Annotated in this window: 20 protein-coding genes; 6 read left to right on the top strand and 14 right to left on the bottom strand. The window is 68.6% G+C overall.

Annotated elements, in window-relative coordinates; translation table 11 throughout:
* Window positions 1-641: 641 nt before the first annotated feature.
* From FNX44_RS12620 to FNX44_RS12605, 4 genes are all read right to left on the bottom strand, one after another.
* Window positions 642-992 carry a hypothetical protein gene (locus tag FNX44_RS12620; RefSeq protein WP_143648157.1) on the bottom strand — a complete coding sequence of 117 codons (351 nt, stop codon included), beginning with the start codon at window positions 990-992 and terminating at the stop codon, window positions 642-644.
* Complete coding sequence (locus FNX44_RS12615) at window positions 989-1,321, bottom strand: hypothetical protein (protein WP_143648156.1); 333 nt, start codon at window positions 1,319-1,321, stop codon at window positions 989-991. Before FNX44_RS12615 ends, FNX44_RS12620 begins: the two co-directional genes overlap by 4 nt.
* Window positions 1,322-1,544: 223 nt before the next feature.
* On the bottom strand, window positions 1,545-2,555 hold the full coding sequence (locus tag FNX44_RS12610) for a helix-turn-helix domain-containing protein (RefSeq protein WP_143648155.1): 1,011 nt from the start codon (window positions 2,553-2,555) through the stop codon (window positions 1,545-1,547).
* A gap of 262 nt (window positions 2,556-2,817) precedes the next feature.
* Window positions 2,818-3,264: a winged helix-turn-helix transcriptional regulator gene (locus FNX44_RS12605; protein ID WP_143648154.1), complete on the bottom strand. Its 447-nt coding sequence runs from the start codon at window positions 3,262-3,264 to the stop codon at window positions 2,818-2,820.
* 132 nt (window positions 3,265-3,396) lie between these two features.
* On the opposite strand from FNX44_RS12605, the gene FNX44_RS12600 reads away from it, so the two are divergent.
* Window positions 3,397-4,269 carry an aldo/keto reductase family oxidoreductase gene (locus FNX44_RS12600; protein ID WP_143648153.1) on the top strand — a complete coding sequence of 291 codons (873 nt, stop codon included), beginning with the start codon at window positions 3,397-3,399 and terminating at the stop codon, window positions 4,267-4,269.
* Window positions 4,270-4,383: 114 nt separating this feature from the next.
* Here the strand turns inward: FNX44_RS12600 and FNX44_RS12595 are convergent, their stop codons facing one another.
* The 3 genes from FNX44_RS12595 to FNX44_RS12585 all read right to left on the bottom strand — a co-directional run bounded on the left by FNX44_RS12595 (window position 4,384) and on the right by FNX44_RS12585 (window position 6,424).
* Window positions 4,384-4,674 (bottom strand): hypothetical protein, encoded by a 291-nt coding sequence (locus FNX44_RS12595; RefSeq protein WP_143648152.1) that lies wholly within the window; start codon window positions 4,672-4,674, stop codon window positions 4,384-4,386.
* A 127-nt stretch (window positions 4,675-4,801) separates the two neighbouring features.
* Entirely contained in the window at window positions 4,802-5,497 is a 696-nt protein-coding gene (locus FNX44_RS12590; protein WP_143648151.1) for an ester cyclase, read from the bottom strand.
* A 537-nt stretch (window positions 5,498-6,034) separates the two neighbouring features.
* Window positions 6,035-6,424: a winged helix-turn-helix transcriptional regulator gene (locus tag FNX44_RS12585; RefSeq protein ID WP_143648149.1), complete on the bottom strand. Its 390-nt coding sequence runs from the start codon at window positions 6,422-6,424 to the stop codon at window positions 6,035-6,037.
* A 66-nt stretch (window positions 6,425-6,490) separates the two neighbouring features.
* On the opposite strand from FNX44_RS12585, the gene FNX44_RS12580 reads away from it, so the two are divergent.
* Window positions 6,491-7,105 carry an NADPH-dependent F420 reductase gene (locus tag FNX44_RS12580; RefSeq protein WP_228449846.1) on the top strand — a complete coding sequence of 205 codons (615 nt, stop codon included), beginning with the start codon at window positions 6,491-6,493 and terminating at the stop codon, window positions 7,103-7,105.
* Window positions 7,106-7,380: 275 nt separating this feature from the next.
* Here the strand turns inward: FNX44_RS12580 and FNX44_RS12575 are convergent, their stop codons facing one another.
* Window positions 7,381-8,583 carry an MFS transporter gene (locus FNX44_RS12575; RefSeq protein ID WP_143648148.1) on the bottom strand — a complete coding sequence of 401 codons (1,203 nt, stop codon included), beginning with the start codon at window positions 8,581-8,583 and terminating at the stop codon, window positions 7,381-7,383.
* Between the two features lie 65 nt (window positions 8,584-8,648).
* The gene (locus tag FNX44_RS12570) at window positions 8,649-9,062 is read right to left on the bottom strand and encodes a MerR family transcriptional regulator (RefSeq protein ID WP_143648147.1); all 414 of its coding nucleotides are present in this window, start codon (window positions 9,060-9,062) and stop codon (window positions 8,649-8,651) included.
* A gap of 334 nt (window positions 9,063-9,396) precedes the next feature.
* Between FNX44_RS12570 and FNX44_RS12565 the strand changes: the two genes are divergently transcribed.
* On the top strand, window positions 9,397-9,828 hold the full coding sequence (locus FNX44_RS12565; protein WP_143648146.1) for a VOC family protein: 432 nt from the start codon (window positions 9,397-9,399) through the stop codon (window positions 9,826-9,828).
* A gap of 77 nt (window positions 9,829-9,905) precedes the next feature.
* Here FNX44_RS12565 and FNX44_RS12560 read toward each other — a convergent pair whose 3' ends face one another.
* On the bottom strand, window positions 9,906-11,123 hold the full coding sequence (locus tag FNX44_RS12560) for a cytochrome P450 (protein WP_143648145.1): 1,218 nt from the start codon (window positions 11,121-11,123) through the stop codon (window positions 9,906-9,908).
* Window positions 11,120-11,836 carry a cyclodityrosine synthase gene (locus FNX44_RS12555; protein ID WP_181356587.1) on the bottom strand — a complete coding sequence of 239 codons (717 nt, stop codon included), beginning with the start codon at window positions 11,834-11,836 and terminating at the stop codon, window positions 11,120-11,122. The genes FNX44_RS12560 and FNX44_RS12555 overlap by 4 nt, the downstream gene beginning before the upstream one ends.
* A 417-nt stretch (window positions 11,837-12,253) precedes the next feature.
* Between FNX44_RS12555 and FNX44_RS12550 the strand changes: the two genes are divergently transcribed.
* Window positions 12,254-12,511, top strand: coding sequence for an Imm10 family immunity protein (locus tag FNX44_RS12550; RefSeq protein ID WP_228449845.1), 258 nt, complete (start codon window positions 12,254-12,256; stop codon window positions 12,509-12,511).
* Window positions 12,512-12,834: 323 nt separating this feature from the next.
* Complete coding sequence (locus tag FNX44_RS27990) at window positions 12,835-13,002, top strand: hypothetical protein (protein WP_173019176.1); 168 nt, start codon at window positions 12,835-12,837, stop codon at window positions 13,000-13,002.
* A gap of 149 nt (window positions 13,003-13,151) precedes the next feature.
* Here FNX44_RS27990 and glnA read toward each other — a convergent pair whose 3' ends face one another.
* The gene (glnA, locus tag FNX44_RS12545) at window positions 13,152-14,567 is read right to left on the bottom strand and encodes a type I glutamate--ammonia ligase (protein WP_143648143.1); all 1,416 of its coding nucleotides are present in this window, start codon (window positions 14,565-14,567) and stop codon (window positions 13,152-13,154) included.
* A 312-nt stretch (window positions 14,568-14,879) separates the two neighbouring features.
* Here glnA and FNX44_RS12540 point away from each other — a divergent pair, with 312 nt between their 5' ends.
* Window positions 14,880-15,347 carry an RDD family protein gene (locus FNX44_RS12540; protein ID WP_143648142.1) on the top strand — a complete coding sequence of 156 codons (468 nt, stop codon included), beginning with the start codon at window positions 14,880-14,882 and terminating at the stop codon, window positions 15,345-15,347.
* 348 nt (window positions 15,348-15,695) lie between these two features.
* On the opposite strand, the gene FNX44_RS12535 is transcribed toward FNX44_RS12540, so the two are convergent.
* Complete coding sequence (locus tag FNX44_RS12535; protein WP_143648141.1) at window positions 15,696-16,382, bottom strand: DUF4191 domain-containing protein; 687 nt, start codon at window positions 16,380-16,382, stop codon at window positions 15,696-15,698.
* A 10-nt stretch (window positions 16,383-16,392) separates the two neighbouring features.
* Window positions 16,393-16,593, bottom strand: coding sequence for an SCO2195 family GlnR-regulated protein (locus tag FNX44_RS12530; RefSeq protein WP_143648140.1), 201 nt, complete (start codon window positions 16,591-16,593; stop codon window positions 16,393-16,395).
* Window positions 16,594-16,793: the final 200 nt, after the last annotated feature.

Raw genomic sequence — 16,793 nt, 5'->3', positions numbered from 1 at the left:
CCTCCTCCCACCCGCCGCCGAATAGCCCGTCACCCGCCGAGCCGTAACGCCGCTCCTCCGCGAGCGACCCGCGCCGCCGGCCCGCCAGACGGCGGAAGGGCCGGCGGCGCAGCCGCATCTCTTCTCTCCAACGACGTCAGAAGTACTGAGCCCTCACCTTTGTCCCGATCTTGGTAGCCGTAGTGCGCGGCGCAAGACGGACATCGACCGTTTCCAGCACCCTGTGCGGATAGCTCCCCGATCGACAGACACCGGGACTTGAGCAGTGGCTTCAGAACCACTCACCGCACTGGCCGCTGTCTTCGACGCGGACGCCACGAAACAAGCGGCGCAAGCACGGGAACAACTCTCCTGACTCTGGCCGTGATCACTCCCTTTCACGCACGAAGCAAGCGACGGTCACCGCTTGGCCTCAGACAACTCGGAGCACCTGAGCGCCCAGTCGCCGCTTACTGCTTGACACTCGCCCCGGCAGGCCGTCGGCAGAGTCTCCAAGGCCTCCGATCAGCACCTGGCCTGAACAGTGAGAACGTCATTTGCTCTCACGACTGTCGAACTGCGGTGCGACACTCAGCCGAAATGCAGTCCATGCCGCACCTCATCACTCACCTACACGGCGGGTGACGTCCGGGCAGATTTCGTCACTGCGCACACTGCCCGTCCTGGCTGACCTGCAATCTGCTCACCCACCGGTACGGGCGGATACGGATTCGCTTGTTTTCGAGGCTGTCGGGATCCGCGCGAAAGACGGTGCCACGTATCATCACTCCATTGACGAAGGTGGCATAGGCGCTCCCGTAGGTCGGCGCCTCGCTCACGATTACCCGATAGGGGCAGGACCTCGCCAGCGTACCCATGGAGTCCTCACCTTCGCCGCCGGTTGATCCCTTCGCTGCAGCGGGGGAGGTAAGTGTGGCGGCTGCGAGTGCAGCAAGTGACACGAGCGCACGATTACGGATCACCCTGCGCTGCTTTCCCTTGACTGAACTCATACCGCACACTGCCCGTTCTGCTTCACGTAGTTCTTTTTCACCCAGCTAGTGTCGTCCAGGCGCAGTCGTCCGTTTTCCAGGGAGGCTGGGTCCGAGCGGAACTTCCGCCCTATGAGGAGCACTCCTTTCGCATACAGCGTGTACGGAGTCGGGTACACGTATGCGAATTGTGCTGTGACGACGTAGGGGCACGAGAGCTGCGCTGTGACGGATTCCTCACCTCGACCCTCCCCAGTGGCGGCTGCGGCTGGGCTGACCAGAGCGCCCCCTACCAGTGCGAGACCGGTCGCCACCGCCACCAGAAATCGACCAGACCTTCTCTTGGCCATTCCTCACCTCTTTCCTTGAGTCCACCGACCGGCGCCGATCACCGACACGCTCACGAACGGTCGCAGTACCAGACGGCGGACTAGCGCCTCCAGCAGGCGCCCCTTGAAGAATTGCAGAACCGACCCCGTTCATCCTTGACCGGCGGCGCAGAGCTCTTTGACGGGCAGTGCACCGGCGGTATTCCCCTGATTCGCGGGATACGTGTCGGTGTGTGCGGCGCTGTCACGAGGACGACGCCTCAGGCTCGCGGTCGAGCAGTTGATGCCTCTCACGGTGCTCGGAAGGCGACATTCCGAACGCCTCACGGAAGGCACGGGTGAAGACGGCGTGATGTCTGAACCCCCAGCGGGCGGCGACGTCACAGACCGGCGTGGCCATGAGCGCGGGATCAACCAGGTCGCGACGCGCTCCCGCCAGGCGCTGCCGACGGATGCTCTGCACTACCGTCTCCGGCTCGTCCTCGAACAGGCGGTGCAGGTAGCGGACCGAAATGTGGTGCGCGCTCGCCACCAGGGCGGGGCACAGCTCCGGGTCCGCGAGGTTCTCCTGGATGAATGCCCGAACCCGAAGGCGCAGCATCCGGCTTCGGTTCTCCGCCGGCTGAGCCGCCTCCGCGTCGCACGCGTGGGCGAAGAGAGCCGTCAGCAGATCGAGAAGAACCACCTCGAGGCGCGGCGCGTCGGCTGGCTTGTACCCACTGCTTCTCCGGGACATCTGGGTGAGGGCGAGCGCGAGCAGCGCGCCCGGGCCCTCACGGCCGGAGAGACGCCGGCCGACCACCCGGTCCACGTGTCGGCGCGGAAGCGGGATGACGCTCCGGGGCACCTCAACCCCCAGCGACCGCACCAGCCCACCTGCGACGTCGGGCTCCGCCCTGATCCGGACCGGCGTCGAGGACACCGTGACGTGCAGGTCGTAACGGCTGTAACTCGTCGCGCACTTGCCCCAAGCCGCCTCACCGCCGCCGCTGACGACCAGCGACACGTGGCAGGTCTCCGGGTCCGACTGCCGCACCAGCTTCGGCGACCGGTCGAAGGTCAACGCCTGGTAGCTGGCCGGCCACACCGACAACGCGCCCAGCTCCACCACCCGTAACTCGGCCCGGAAGTCCTGACGGTGAGGGCTGACCAGGTCCATGGGCGCGTGTGTGCGCGCCAGGTATTCCCGCCATCGCTCGAACCGTTCCGCCGCCGGCACGTCGGTGCTTCTGAAATGGAGTTTCTCCCGCAGCACAACTCCCCCTCAAGACTCGGTCGTCCATGAGTCTCGCAGCAGAAGCCGGGACGCCGGAAGCGCACCAACCAATTCGGAAAGCGACCCTCCTCTTCCTGATACGCGCAACACCCGCCCGGCTACCTGGCCGAGCAGAGCGGGTGTCGACTGAAGAGAAGCCCTCGTGGATCAAAGCCCCTCAGCGTGCCCCTGCCACTTGCACGCCCTCTTCGGAGCGCTCGGGTCGCCGCCCAGTTCCACGCGCGTTTCCGGACGTCAGTCGTCAGGAGGTGCGAGCGTCGTGGTTCTCGCGGTTTGCGAGGACATCGCTCATGTGCGTCTGCGCCCAGATTCTGAGCCCGCGCGTCATGTGGTGGAGCGAGAGGCCGAGGTCGGTCAGCTCGTAGGAGACGGTGACGGGGACGGTCGGCGTCACAGTACGGGTGAGCAGACCATCGCGCTCCAGTGACCGCAGCGTCTGGGTCAGCATCTTCTGGCTGACCCCGGCCAGAAGCCGAGCTATCTCGGAGTAGCGCATCGCCTTCGGAGCGTCTGCGTGTGCCGCCCCGGGCCGGCCCGGGCTGTTCTCGCCACCCAGCGCACACAGGACCAGGACGACCCACTTGTCCGAGATTCGGTCGAGCAACTGCCGGCTGGGGCAACCCGCCAGGAACGCGTTGTACTCCACCTTGGCCTGAGCCCTCTGCTGGGCCGCCTTCGTTGTCGTCACTGATCGCACCTCTCACCGCTGGGTGGGTTACGCACTCCAAAGTGCCTACTTCCCGACAGGAAGTTGCTCCCCAATGCTGGTGCAGGAGGCGCAACACGCGCCACCCTCAAGTGCACGACGAAAGGCAGCGGAATGAGCACGCACTCCCTCTCACTCCCCGGCGGAACTTGGACACTGGGAGACCTGGCCGTCACCCGGTTCGGCTACGGCGCCATGCAGCTGGCCGGCCCGTGGGTCATGGGGCCGCCCGCCGATCGCGACGGCGCCCTGGCCGTTCTGCGTGAGGCGGCCGACCTCGGCATCACCCACATCGACACCAGCGATGCTTACGGGCCGCGCGTCACCAACGAGTTGATCCGCGAGGCCCTGCACCCGTACCCCGAGTCGCTGCACATCGTGACCAAGGTGGGCGCGACCCGCGACGAACAGGGCGGCTGGCCTCCGGCCCGGCGACCAGAAGACCTTCGCCGCCAGGTCCACGACAACCTCAAGTCCCTGCGGCTCGACGTACTCGACCTGGTCAACCTCCGACTCGGCAACGCAGAAGGTCCCCAGCCCGGCTCGCTCGCCGAGGCGTTCGAAACGCTCGTCGAACTCCAGCAGGAGGGCCTGATCCGCCACCTCGGGGTCAGCAACGCCACCGAGGAGCAGGTCGGCGAGGCACAGGACATCGCGCCGATCGTGTGCGTGCAGAACATGTACAACATCGCCCACCGCCACGACGACAAGCTCATCGACCGGCTCGCCAGCGCAGGCGTCGCGTACGTGCCCTTCTTCCCCCTCGGCGGCTTTACCCCGCTTCAGTCCTCGGCGCTCACGGCGGTCGCAGCTCGGCTGGAGGCGACACCGATGTCCGTCGCACTCGCCTGGCTGCTGCAGCGATCACCGAACGTCCTGCTCATCCCCGGCACGTCATCGACGGCACACCTGCGCGAGAACATCGCCGGCGCGGGACTGTCCCTCTCTGATGAGGACTTGACCGAGCTGGACGACATCAGCCGCTGAACGACCACCGCATCGAGTGCGGCGGACCATACCCGTCCAGGCCGGTCGGCTGACCGAACGAGTCGGGCCTCGGGGCAAGTCGACCCGAGACCCGACCTCCACGGCCGCCCGTCCTCACAGCAGAGGCAGCGGCGTGTCCATTACCTCCACATGCTTGAGGAAGCCTGTCTTCTCGCCGTCCTCGGCGGCGCCTTGCTTCGCGGACTTCTCGGACTTGTTCGAGTTCCTGTTGTCCGCACCGGTGTCTCCGTCGTTCTCGGCAGAGTCCCGACTGGCAAGACTGAGCGACTGGAGGTTGTCTCCGATGAGGTTTGCTGGAGCGGCGGAGGCGGGGGCGGCGGCAGCGAGAGTAGCGATTCCAGCGACGGCTGCGGCACCGAGTGCACGAGTGAGGACATTGCTCATACCCGGGGCAACGAGCCGCACGCCCCAGAGTCACGAACCGGCACAGGTAAGCCGACGAAGGCCACTTGAACCCGACCGACCTGTACCTGATCTTTTCTTCCCTTAGCGATGCCGGCTTGGCCCCACCTCAGCCTTCCATGACCCCCAGCTGCTGCATCAGCCCGAGGTCGTCGGTGTTCCACCAGCTCTCGGCGATCTTGCCGCCCTCGCACCGGAAGGTGCAGTGTCCGGTGCCGGAGAACTCGCGGCCGGTGGCCTCAAGCCCCCGGAACTCGCCGACGTGCCGCCCCTTGCCGGAGAAGCGCACGGCGACGGTGTCGCCCTCGCAGATCATGCTCTCGACGACCACCCGCGGATGGAACGCGTCGAAGAAGGCCTGGGCTTCCGACTTGGCCTCGGCGAGACCCAGGTCGTACGACGAGTTGGCCGGGTCGTGCTCGCGGTAGTCCGCGGTACACAGCCGATCCAGCGCGTCCGCGTTCCCGCCGTTGATGTACAAGTCAACGAGTCGCTGGACAACCTCCTTGTTCAGTTGCTCGTCACGCACCACGTCCAGATCGGTGAAAGTCGGCATCCCGCCACAGAGCGCCACAAGCTCCTGGAAGATCCGGTCCGTCTCCGGAAGGTTGGAGTTCTTCATCGCCTCCTCGTAGGAAGGGAACTCCACGATCTCGACGACGTGATTCCGGTCCGAGCGGTCCTGGCCCACCATCGCGTGGGTAGCCGTCCGCTTGCCCTTCGTGGCATCCGCCCACGATTCCATCAGCCGGTTCACCTCATCGAGGCGGTCCGTCCGGAAGTCGATCACCTGCACGAACGTCATGACGCTCATCTCCCAGCTTGCCGGAGCGTCCCTACGAATCCAGGCTAGGCCCGCAAACGACCACTGTCGCGGCACACCTCTGGACCACCGGGCACTGCAGCCCTGATCCCATCAGCAGCCAGCGGAACGCCCCCGCACGGCCACCCGCGTACGCAGGGAGGAGTTGTCGAACCGCTTGTACCGGCCGAAAGGCACGGAACCATCCCCGCGTGCGCGGGGGAGCAGCCGACGCCGCCGAGTAAGGAGCAGCATGGAGGGACCATCCCCGTCGACGCCCTCCTGGCCGCCGGGGGACCATTCCCGTGTGCGTGGGGATGGCCCCAATCCTCCCGCCGTTGTCTACGACGGTGAGGGGTGCTCCCCGCACACGCGGGGATGGTCCCATCCTCTCCCAGCTCTTCCTCGCCGCAGCGCTGTGCTCCCCGCGCACGCGCGGATGCTGGGTAGGCCTGGAGGCCCGCCCAGGGCGGGGGACGGTCGGTCACACGGGGTGGTGGTGCTTGAGAATGGGCGTCGCCGCCGCGCCGCGTCGGCGGCTCAGTTTCGGTGGAAGCGGTCTTGGGCGGCTAGGACTTCGTCGCCGTGGGTGTCGGCCCAGGCGGCGAGGGCGCGGATCGGGCTCAAGAGGGCCGTGCCTGCCGTGGTCAGGGTGTAGTCGACGCGGGGTGGTGCTTCCGCGTAACGGCGGCGGTGTACAAGGCCGTTGTACTCCAGGCGGCGCAGCGTCTCGTTGAGGACCTTCGGGCTGATGCCGCCGATCCGGTCCAGTACTGCGCGTGGGCGCATCGAGCCGTTCTCCCCCAGCGCGTAGACGACGCTGTCCCACGTGTTGGCCAGGATCTCGAAGGCGATCCGCGCCCGGCAGTCCGCTGCGAACGGGTTGCCGCCCATGGCGTCCACGTCAGGGCCCTCGTGCAGTTCTGCCATGGGGATAATCCTGCCGTGCTCGACGCATACCTGGCGGTGTGTATCGACCCGCCTAACGTCTCGGGCATGACATTCGACAACAGCACGAGCTCCGCCCACACGGACGTGAGCAGGGCGATGTGCATCGGAACCCTCGGCACCGGCGCCATGTCGACGGCCCTGGGCGGTGCCTGGGTTCGCGCCGGGCACGCGGTCATGGTCGGCGGCCGGAACCCCGCCTCCGCCGCCGCCACGGCCGCGCGCATCGGGGCGGCCGCGCACGGCATCCTGGCCGAGGCGGCGGGCTTCGGCGAGGCGGTACTGTTCGCGCTCCCCGCCGATGTCGCACCCGGCGTGGCCAAGGAGCTGTCGCCGGAACTCACCGGACGTGCGGTTCTGGACTGCACGGTTCCGATGCGGCCGTCCGCCGACGGTCCCGTGCTCACCACCACCGGCGACCCAGACTCCAACGCCACGCGCATCGCGACGGCCGCGCCCGAATCGCACGTCGTCAAGGTGTTCGGCGTCTGCCACGAGAGCATCTGGACGCTGCCACGGCCGACCTTCGAGGGCGCGCCGCTTGCCGTGCCGTACTGCACGGACAACACAGATCAAGCAGCCTCGCTGACAGAGGAGTTGATCACTTCCATGGGCTGCGATCCGCTGCCGCGCGGCGGGTTGGATCGGGCGGCGCTGCTGTAGGCGGCGGCCGTCTTCGCGATCGGCGTGTGGTGGGCCGGGCACGAGGCTCGGCACGTCTTCCCCTCCCCCGCGCTGGCGCCCGGCGCGGTCGACGACTGAGTATCCGACCGGCCGAGGGACGCTGCAGGTGGAGCCTCGCCGGAGCTGGAGGTCATCAGGTGACCGCCGGCTCGGCGCCGGGGCCGGTCATGAGTGGGGCGCCCGCCCTCGGCGTGAGGCGAGCGAGGCGCGAGGCGGGCCATGGCCCACACACCCGCAGCGGTCCGCACAGTCGGCTACTGCTGTCGCCCGGCAGCAACGCCGCCAGGCACCGGACGAGCGGCGGCTGTGCGCGGGGCCAGTAGGAAGGACAGCAGCAGCAACGCCGCTGCGGTGAGCGGTACGTAGGCGACGCCGAGCGTTCCGATGACCGCCCCACCGGCCGCGGCGGCGACTGCCGTGCCCAGATACAGACCGCAGATGTTCAGAGCGAGCGCGGTCATTCCGGCGTCCGGCCCGGCGGCTGCGAGGATGGCGCCCTGTACGGGCGGGTTGAGCGCCCAGGCGACGACGGCCCAGCAACCGACGACAAGCGCGAGCACGTACCGGCTGTCCGTACCGGCGAACGCGACGGCGGCGGCGAGCAGCAGGGCCAGCGCGTGCCCGGCAAGCGTGCGGCGCAGGGCTCGCCGGGGTCCCCCGGCGTCGGAGGCCCGCCCGGCGAGGAGTGCTCCCGCCAGGCCGGCGACACCGACGAGGAGCAGTACGGCCGACAGGAGGCCGTACGAGGGGCCCGCCACCTCGGCCGTGTACGGGCCCAGGTAGGTGTAGAACATCAGCCCGCCGCTCGCCGCCAGGAACGTGGTCGCCACCAGACGCAGGACCGCGCCGTCCCGCAGCGGCGCGAGCCGCGCCCGTAGTGGCGCGGGTGCGGTACCAGGGACGTCAGGGGCCGTGAGTAGCAGTCCGACCGCGGCGATCACGCCGATGGCCGCGATCAGCCAGAACGTCGCCCGCCACCCGAAGGCGCCGCCCAGCCACGCCCCCAGCGGAACGCCGCTGAACAGCGCGGTGGTCATGCCGGCCGTCACCAGCCCCAGGTAGCGTCCCTGGGCGCCTTCCGGTGCGCCGGCCGCCGCGGTGGCGAAGGCCGCCGCGGTCACCACGGCCGCGCAGAGGGCGGCGGCGACACGGGCGGCCATGAGGAACCAGTAACCGGGGGCGACCGCCGCCGCCACGTTGGCCACGGCGAACAGACCGAGCCCGACGATCAACACCGTGCGTTTTGGCAGGCGTTCGCAGGCCATGGACAGCGTGGGGGCACCCACCGCGTAGACCACGGCGAACGAGGTGACCAGCTGTCCGGCGGCCGAGACGCTCACCTCCAAGTCCACGGCGACGGCGGGCAGGACTCCCGCGATCACGAACTCGTCGGTGGCCGTGGCCAGCAGTGTCAGGAACAGGATGTACAGCCAGCCCGGCAGGGGGGCGCTTCGCATCGGTCGACTACCTCCGTGGGACGCGACGGTCTGCCGCACGGTAGGTCGTGACACCGGTGTCAGGGTCAAGCGTCGGTGCTGCTCAGCGACCGCGCGAAGTCCTCCGGGCTGCTGGCTCCCGCCCGCAACCGGGCGATGCGCGCGACGAGTTCGGTGCGGTGCCGCCGCAGTTCCGCCGCCCTCGCTTCCACGACCGCGAGCCGCTGTTCGTACACGACCAGTACCTCGTCCGGACCGTCGTCACAGGCCAGGAACTCCTCGGTCTTCATGTCCAGGCAGGGCACCACCACCCGGATATCCTCCACCGTGAGGCCGGCCGCGAGCAGCGCGCGGACGTTGAGCACCCGGTTGACCGCCTGTTCGCCGTACTCCCGCCAGCCCTTGCTGGTACGCGCCGCCTCAAGCAGTCCCTGCTGTTCGTAGTAGCGGATCGAACGACGGCTCGCCCCGGTCCGGTCCGACAACTCTCCGATCTGCACGGTCCCTCCCTCACTTCTGCCTGCTGGATCCACGGTACGGACGACTGTCCGCGAGCCGCCCCGGCGCCTCCGCGTGATCGCCCGGTGGTGGAGGCGTGCGGGGTCGAGACTCAGAGGAGTGGAACGTTGCGGTTGGTCGGCGGCCGGTCCTAGAGTTGATCAGGTGACTGCCGGGTCGGCCATGGGCCAAACACGAACAGGGCACCCGGCCTCGGCGTGAGCGCGAGGCGGGCCAGAGCCCCGCCCCCTCTCCGTGTCTTCTCAACCGCCGTCCGCACGTGACGGCTCCCTGCCAACTGACGGGCACCTCGAGGAACCGGAGCGACCAACCGCCATGCCACACGACCCACAGCAGAACGCGTCCGCCACCGAACCGTCGGCGTCCGCCGTCCAGTTGAACCACACCGTCGTCTACGCCACGGACCGGCAGCGGTCCGCGCAGTTCCTCGCCACCATCCTGGGGCTGGAGGTCGGCGCGCCCTTCGGGCCGTTCCTCCCGGTCGACCTGGGCAACGGCGTGACGCTCGACTACTACGAACTACGCGACGAACCGGTCCAGTCGCAGCACTACGCGTTCCTCGTTCCCGAGGAGCAGTTCGACGCCATGATCGCGCGCCTGGAGTCGGCCGACGTCACCTACTACGCCGACCCCGGCCACACGGAACCCGGCCGGACCAACAACCTGTTCGGCGGTCGGGGCGCCTACTTCGACGACCCGGACGGCCACAACCTGGAGATCATGACCCGGCCGTACGCACGCCCCTGAGGGGCAGAGTGGTCGCGAGGGCCCCGCCGGCCGGCGGAGCTCGCCGGGCCGGCGGGGCCCTCGTCCTCATGTCACGCTCACCAGGCGGCGGGGAGGCGTTCCGGGAGGCGCTTCATGAAGTTCGTCCGCCACACCAACTGCTCGGTCGGCACGGCGAGTCGGACCGTCGGCAGGCGTTCGAGAAGCACGCCAAGGGCGATCTCGGCGTGCTTCCTGCCGAGGGCGGTGGCCGGGCAGTAGTGCTGCCCGCCACCGAAGGAGAGGTGCGTGTGGGCGTTGTCGCGCGCCGGGTCGAAGTCCATCGGGTCGGGGAACTGGTCGGGGTCGTGGTTGGCCGCCTCGACCAGGACCAGTACCAGCTCGCCCTTCCGGATCAGGGTGTCGCCGAGTTGGACGTCCTCCGTCGCGAGGCGGGGCAGTCCGTCCGCGATCGACAGGTTCACCCGCAGGATCTCGTCGAGCGCGCCGGGCGTGACGCCGTCCCGCTCGAGGGCCTGCCGGACGTCCGGCCGCGTCAGCACCGACACGATGGCCATGGTGAGGAAGCCGGCCGTGGAGATCACCCCGGCGCCGAACAGCGTGACGCCGACCGTCGCCAGCATCTCGTCCGTCAGATGGGCGTACTCCGGGTCCCCGCGCAGCGCGGCGAGGTCGGCCATCAGGCCGGTGGTGGCGGGGTCGTCCAGACGCTCGACCATGTACGCGATGTCGCGGTCCCAGTTGAGCTTGGCGGCCTCGATCGGGTGCGGCGAGTTCATGAACGCGATCGGCAGGCTGCGCATGAGCCTCGCCCCGTCGGCCTCGGGGATGCCGAGGATGTGGCAGTGCATGTCGGCCGAGTAGGGGTCGGCGAAGTCGGCCCGCAGGTCGGCGGGCGCGCCCTCGGCGACCAGCGCGTCCAGCAGCCGCCCGGCCTGACCGCTCATCCACTCCACCAAGCCCGGTGCCTTCGGGTTGAGCGCCTTGAGCACGGCACGGCGCAGCCCGGCGCCGGTGATGTTGCCCATGTTGTTCACTACTTCGGGCGGAATCGTCAGCGCGTACTGGCGCGGAGCGCCGGGTGCGGAGGTGTCCTTGAGCGAGAAGACCGGATCCTCCAGCACACGTTTGCACAGCGGGTAGGAGGACACCAGCCACGCCTCGGACCCGGCGATCGTGCGGACCTTCCGCACCGGTTCCGCGCGCAGCTCCTCGATCTCGGCGGGGAGCCGCAGACCGTTCCAGTCGAAGGGGAACGCGGGCAGGTCGGCCGATGCCGCGCTCGCCGGGCATGCGGTGGTCGCGGTGATGGTCATGCGGCTGCCTCCTCGGCGGCGGGGGTCAGGATGCCGTGACCCTGGTTGCGGGAGGCGCGCAGTCCGGCGCCCCGGGAGTAGATCAGGTCCGCCAGCGGCAGCGCCTGGTGGTAGCAGTTCAGCGAGGAGGGCACGGAGAAGATGGCGGGGCTGTCGAGGAAGAGCGGCACCTCGGCGCACACGTACGCGCGGCATACCGCGCGCTGCTGCTCGGTGATCGGCTCCTCGGGTCGGAGTTTCCCGTCAAGGAAGATCTCGGCCAGTTCGTCGCAGATGGATTTGAACTCGCTGTCGTGCTCCAGTAGTTCACCGACCTCGGCGTGTAGCCGCCGGTACGCCGTGTTGTCCGTCAACGCCGACACCGGCCGGGCCCGGAGCCTCCTCCCCGACGGGTCGGCGGCCGCCGCGGCGTTGGTGACCTTCGCCCGGACGCCCCGGATGTTCTTCACCGCCTTGCGCCGCGCCGCGTCGGGGGCGTATCCCAACGCCTCGTACATGGCGGCCACGTGCAGGTCGGTATAGACGAGGTCGACCTGGCCGAAGTGGTCAAGCCCCCAGCGGGCCAGCGCGTTGACGCGCTCGGCGGAGAAGAAGCTGTTGCCGGGCGAGACGCCGATCACGGCGTGGTCGCCTGCCGCCGCGATGACGCGGCAGTGGTCGGTGTACGGGCGACAGCGGATGGTCTCGGCTGGGGCGATCGTCGCCTGAGTCAAGATCAGTATCCTCATCGGGCCACTAGTCCCAACGGAGCCCTGCGCTCCGGGTGTGGCGACCGCGACGCCGCAACGTTACTGCCCAAACGCGTGCTGTCACCGATCAGCGATCGACTTGGCCGAAAATCACCCTCCACGATACGGAAAACCACGAAACGAGGCGAAGCGCGCCACCGCCAGCACCGGGATCCCGAGGTCATCCGCCAACGCCGTCTGGCCCATGATCCGCGACCAACCTCCTTGGCCTCCTGGCATGGGCGCAGCTGCCGCACCCCCTCTCCGGCCGGCTTGGTACAACCTCGTCATGACGTTCCGATTCACCGCTCGCGTCGCCAGCGCAGAAGTCGACCCCGACGGCTACTTCATCGAGGCCGGCCTCGCGACAGCAGGAACGGCTGTGGCTTCTTCCTGTCGTTCATGGCGGGAGAGGAAGAACCCGACGACCAGGAGATCGCCCTGGGAATGGACACTCGCTGTCTGGTCACGGCGGGGCAAGGAACGGCCTATGGCTGCGTGCGCGAAGCCGTCTTGGAGGGCAATATCCTTCGCGTCGTGCTGGATCCCGAGGCACTGGGAAGCCCTCGGCTGGAGGACAACGGAATCGAGGCCGTCATCGAGGCACCTGCCCAGGACGTGGCCCGGTTCCGGGAAACCCTCGCTCAGGTGCTCGCCTAAGGGAGGACGGACGCCTTGCCTACTCGAGTAGCCGTCTGATCCGACGAAACGAGTGCAAGGTTCGCGGCTCTCCATTTGTTGTCCCGTGATCAACTGCAGGTCATCAGAATGCGCGCTCCTCCGCGCCCTGCCGGCAACGACGCCTTGGAGCGCACGCATTCCCTGACCGCAACAATCTCGCTGCGACCTGCTGACCAGCAGAGAGCTGCCCCAAGCCCGCAGGAGCCACGGGCTGCGTGCCGCCGCTGGATCATCATCTGATAGACCAGCCGCGGAAGCTGACAGGCTGACACCACCGCCATCCCCATCCCGAGGAAAGCAGTATGAACGGCGTTGACGAGCGCGACCTCGATGAGGCCATCGCTACGGCCTTCAAGGCACTCAAGAGTGCTGTCGACACCCACAGTGAGAAGAGCATCCAGATGTACAGCCAGGCGCTGCGAGCATTGGTGGAGTTGCGCCGGGAGGTCGCCTCCGGGAACGGCACCTGAGACGCCGCGTCTTCGTCGATTGCCGGGCCGTCGTCAGCGGCGGCATCACGTCAAACGGCCGTGGGCCGTGCCTTCCGAGGTGGAAGGCACGGCCCACGGCCCCATGCGCGGCCCAAGTCAGTCGGATTGGTGGCTGACCTGCGGGCTTCTTAGATGTCGAAGTAGAGCTCGAACTCGTGGGGGTGGGGGCGGAGCTGCATGGGGGCGATCTCGTTGGTGCGCTTGTAGTCGATCCAGGTCTCGATCAGGTCGGAGGTGAAGACACCGCCGGCCTGCAGGTACTCGTTGTCCTCTTCGAGGGCGTCGAGGACGGCCGGGAGGGAGGTCGGGACCTGCGGGACGCCCGCGTGCTCCTCGGGGGCGAGCTCGTAGAGGTCCTTGTCGATCGGCTCGGCCGGCTCGATCTTGTTCTTGACGCCGTCCAGGCCCGCCAGGAGGAGGGCGGCGAAGGCCAGGTACGGGTTGGAGGAGGGGTCCGGGGCGCGGAACTCGACGCGCTTGGCCTTCGGGTTGGCACCCGTGATCGGGATGCGCATCGCGGCGGAGCGGTTGCGCTGGCTGTAGACCAGGTTGACCGGGGCCTCGAAGCCGGGGACCAGGCGGTGGTAGGAGTTCACCGACGGGTTGGTGAAGGCCAGCAGCGACGGGGCGTGCTTGAGGATGCCGCCGATGTAGTAGCGGGCGGTGTCGGAGAGGCCCGCGTAGCCCTGCTCGTCGTAGAAGAGGGGCTCGCCGCCGCTCCACAGGGACTGGTGGACGTGCATGCCGGAGCCGTTGTCACCGAAGATCGGCTTGGGCATGAAGGTCGCGGTCTTGCCGTTGCGCCAGGCGACGTTCTTCACGATGTACTTGAAGAGCATCAGGTCGTCGGCGGCGGCCAGCAGGGTGTTGAACTTGTAGTTGATCTCCGCCTGGCCGGCGGTGCCGACCTCGTGGTGCTGGCGCTCGACCTGGAGGCCGGCGGCGTTCAGCTCCAGGCTGATCTCGGCGCGCAGGTCGGCGAAGTGGTCGACCGGCGGGGCCGGGAAGTAGCCGCCCTTGTAGCGGACCTTGTAGCCGCGGTTGCCGCCGTCCTCGATGGCGCCGGTGTTCCAGGCGCCGGCCTCGGAGTCGATGTGGTAGTAGCCCGCGTTGGCCTTGGTCTCGAAGCGCACGTCGTCGAAGACGTAGAACTCGGCCTCGGGACCGAAGTAGGCGGTGTCGGCGATGCCGGAGGAGGCGAGGTAGGCCTCGGCCTTCTTGGCCACGTTCCGGGGGTCGCGGCTGTACTGCTCGCCGGTGATCGGGTCGTGGATGAAGAAGTTGATGTTGAGGGTCTTGTCCCGGCGGAACGGGTCGAGGCGGGCCGTCGACAGGTCGGGGACGAGCGCCATGTCGGACTCGTGGATGGCCTGGAAGCCGCGGATCGAGGAACCGTCGAACATCAGGTTCTCGGCCGGGTCGAAGGTCTCGGCCGGAACCGTGAAGTGCTGCATGACACCCGGCAGGTCGCAGAAGCGGACGTCGACGAACTTCACGTCGTTGTCCGCCAGGTACTTCTTGGTCTCGTCGGCGTTCTGGAACATCCAAGTCCTCCTAGGCCCGCCGCGAGGGGACGGGGTTTGCAGCTCTTGTCGCAGTACCAGTGCGGTGGCCTGCTGGCACGACCCTAGGCACCGGGCATTTCTCGGGCATGACCCACTTGTTTCGCCGATGTTAACCAGCCGGGGCGGCGCCGGGCGGTCATCGCGCCGGTGGGTCGCGGCTGCGTACGTTCGACGGGCGTTCGACGGGCGTTCCAGGGGAGAGGTGGGGCGTTCTTGCTGGTGGTGGCGGTGGGCGGCCGGTGGAGGTCGGGTGGGCGCGGGGCGCGCGGGCCGGCGCGTTACCGTTGACGGGTGGACAAGAGGCAGGTAGTAGGTTCGTGGCTTTCCGGTCCCCGCGCGGCGGCCGAGCAGATGGGCGTCGACTTCGGTTACCGGGGTGAGCGGCTGGGTCTGCCGGAGAGCGGACCGGGCTCGGTGGCGTCGGTGGGCCGGCGGTTCGGCGCCGTGTTCATCGACTGGTTCCTGTGTCTGATCATCGCGTTCGGTCTGCTGAGCGCCGGCGACTCCCGGTCGACGAGCAACTGGACGCTTGTGGTGTTCGGTGTGATGACGTTCCTGATGGTCGGCACGCTCGGCTTCACGCCCGGTAAGCGGCTGCTGGGGCTGCGGGTGATCGGCGTGGACGGCGGCCGGCTGACCGTGCCGCGGGTCGCCGTTCGGACGGCGCTGTTGCTGCTGGTGATCCCGGCGCTGGTGTGGGACCGGGACACGCGCGGTCTGCACGACCGGGTCTCGGGCGCGGTGCAGATCCGCTTCTAGGAAGCGGAGGCTTCCCCCCTCCCAGGCAGCGCCGGGCCGCAGTCGCCTGCACCCGTCCTTCCGCCGGCTCGCCGCGCCCTGCCGACTCCGCCGCGCCCTGCCGGCGGCGTCCCGGCTGCCGGCTCGCCGCGCTACGTGCTCTGCCGGCGCCGCCCGCCACGTCTCGCCGCGGTCGCCTGACGGACGCGCGAAACGGGGTCGGGATGCACGGCATCGGCATGCGCTTGGGCAGCAGGCCCTCGGGGATCGTCATGTCGCGCATGAGGTCGCCCGGCGGTGTCCGCCGCCGCGTCTGCGGGCGCGGGGTGCGCGGGGTTGGGTTGTGTACAAAGCGGTGGGGGCCGCGTCTCAGCGGGGCGGCGCCTTCGGCATGCGCATGCCCTTGGGCATCGGGCCCTTCGGGATCGGCATGTTGCTCATCAGGTCGCCGACGGCCCGCAGGCGGTCGTTCACCTCGGTGACCTGGCCGCCGACCAGGACGCGCGGCTTCTTGATGATCGTGGCGCGCAGCTTGCGCAGCGGCACCTGGTCCTCGCCGTTGCCCACCACGACGGTGTGCACGGGGATGTCGCCGAGCAGCCTGGCCATCTTCTTCTTCTCGGCCGCCAGCAGGCCGCGCAGCCGGTTGGGGTTGCCCTCGGCCACGAGGACCACGCCAGGCTTGCCGACGACGCGGTGGACGACGTCCTGGCTGCGGTTGATGGCCACCGCGGGGGTGACGTTCCAGCCGCGGCCGATCCGGTCGAGTACCGCCGCCGCGGCGCCCGGCTGGCCTTCCATCTGGCCGAAGGCGGCACGTTCGGCACGCCGGCCGAAGATGATCGCCGTGGCGAGGAAGGCCAGCAGGAAGCCGAGGATGCCCAGGTAGACCGGGTGTCCGATCAAGAAGCCGATGCCGAGAAGGACACCGAAGGTGACCAGCGCGACGCCGAGCAGGATCAGCCCGATCCAGCGGTCGGCCCGCTTGGTCATCTTGTAGGTGAGGGCGATCTGTTTCAGTCGCCCGGGGTTCTCGGATTTTTCCTTCCTCGCCATAAGGGGAAGTTTACGTGCCGGTGGAGGTACCTTCAGCCGCGGCCTCCAGGACGTGGGCGGCCTCACTGCGGGCGCGGGCCCGGCTGCGGTTCTCCACGACGGCGGACCAGGCGTTGCGGCGGGCGGTGCGCTGGCCGGATTCCAGCAGCAGGCCCTCCAGGACGCGCAGGGTCTCGGCGAGGCGGGGACGGACGGGAGTGACTTCCCGCATGGCGGTTTCCCTTTCGGCGGCGTGAGCGACGAGCAGGGCGTGATGAGCGGTGTGTGCACACATCGTCACCGAATGGTGTTACCACCGGATGTCATGACGGTCAAAACGACAGAAACGATTTTGCGTCAGTAGGTCCGCAGGGCCGGAGGTGACCGCCCACGGAGTCCCCAGACGACCGGGGGCCGCCGACGCGTGTGGCG

It is taken from the genome of Streptomyces alkaliterrae (genome assembly GCF_007097205.2).
GTDB lineage: Bacteria > Actinomycetota > Actinomycetes > Streptomycetales > Streptomycetaceae > Streptomyces > Streptomyces alkaliterrae.
The sequence above is the reverse complement of the archived record's forward strand: the minus strand, read 5'-3'. Positions and strand labels throughout refer to the sequence as shown.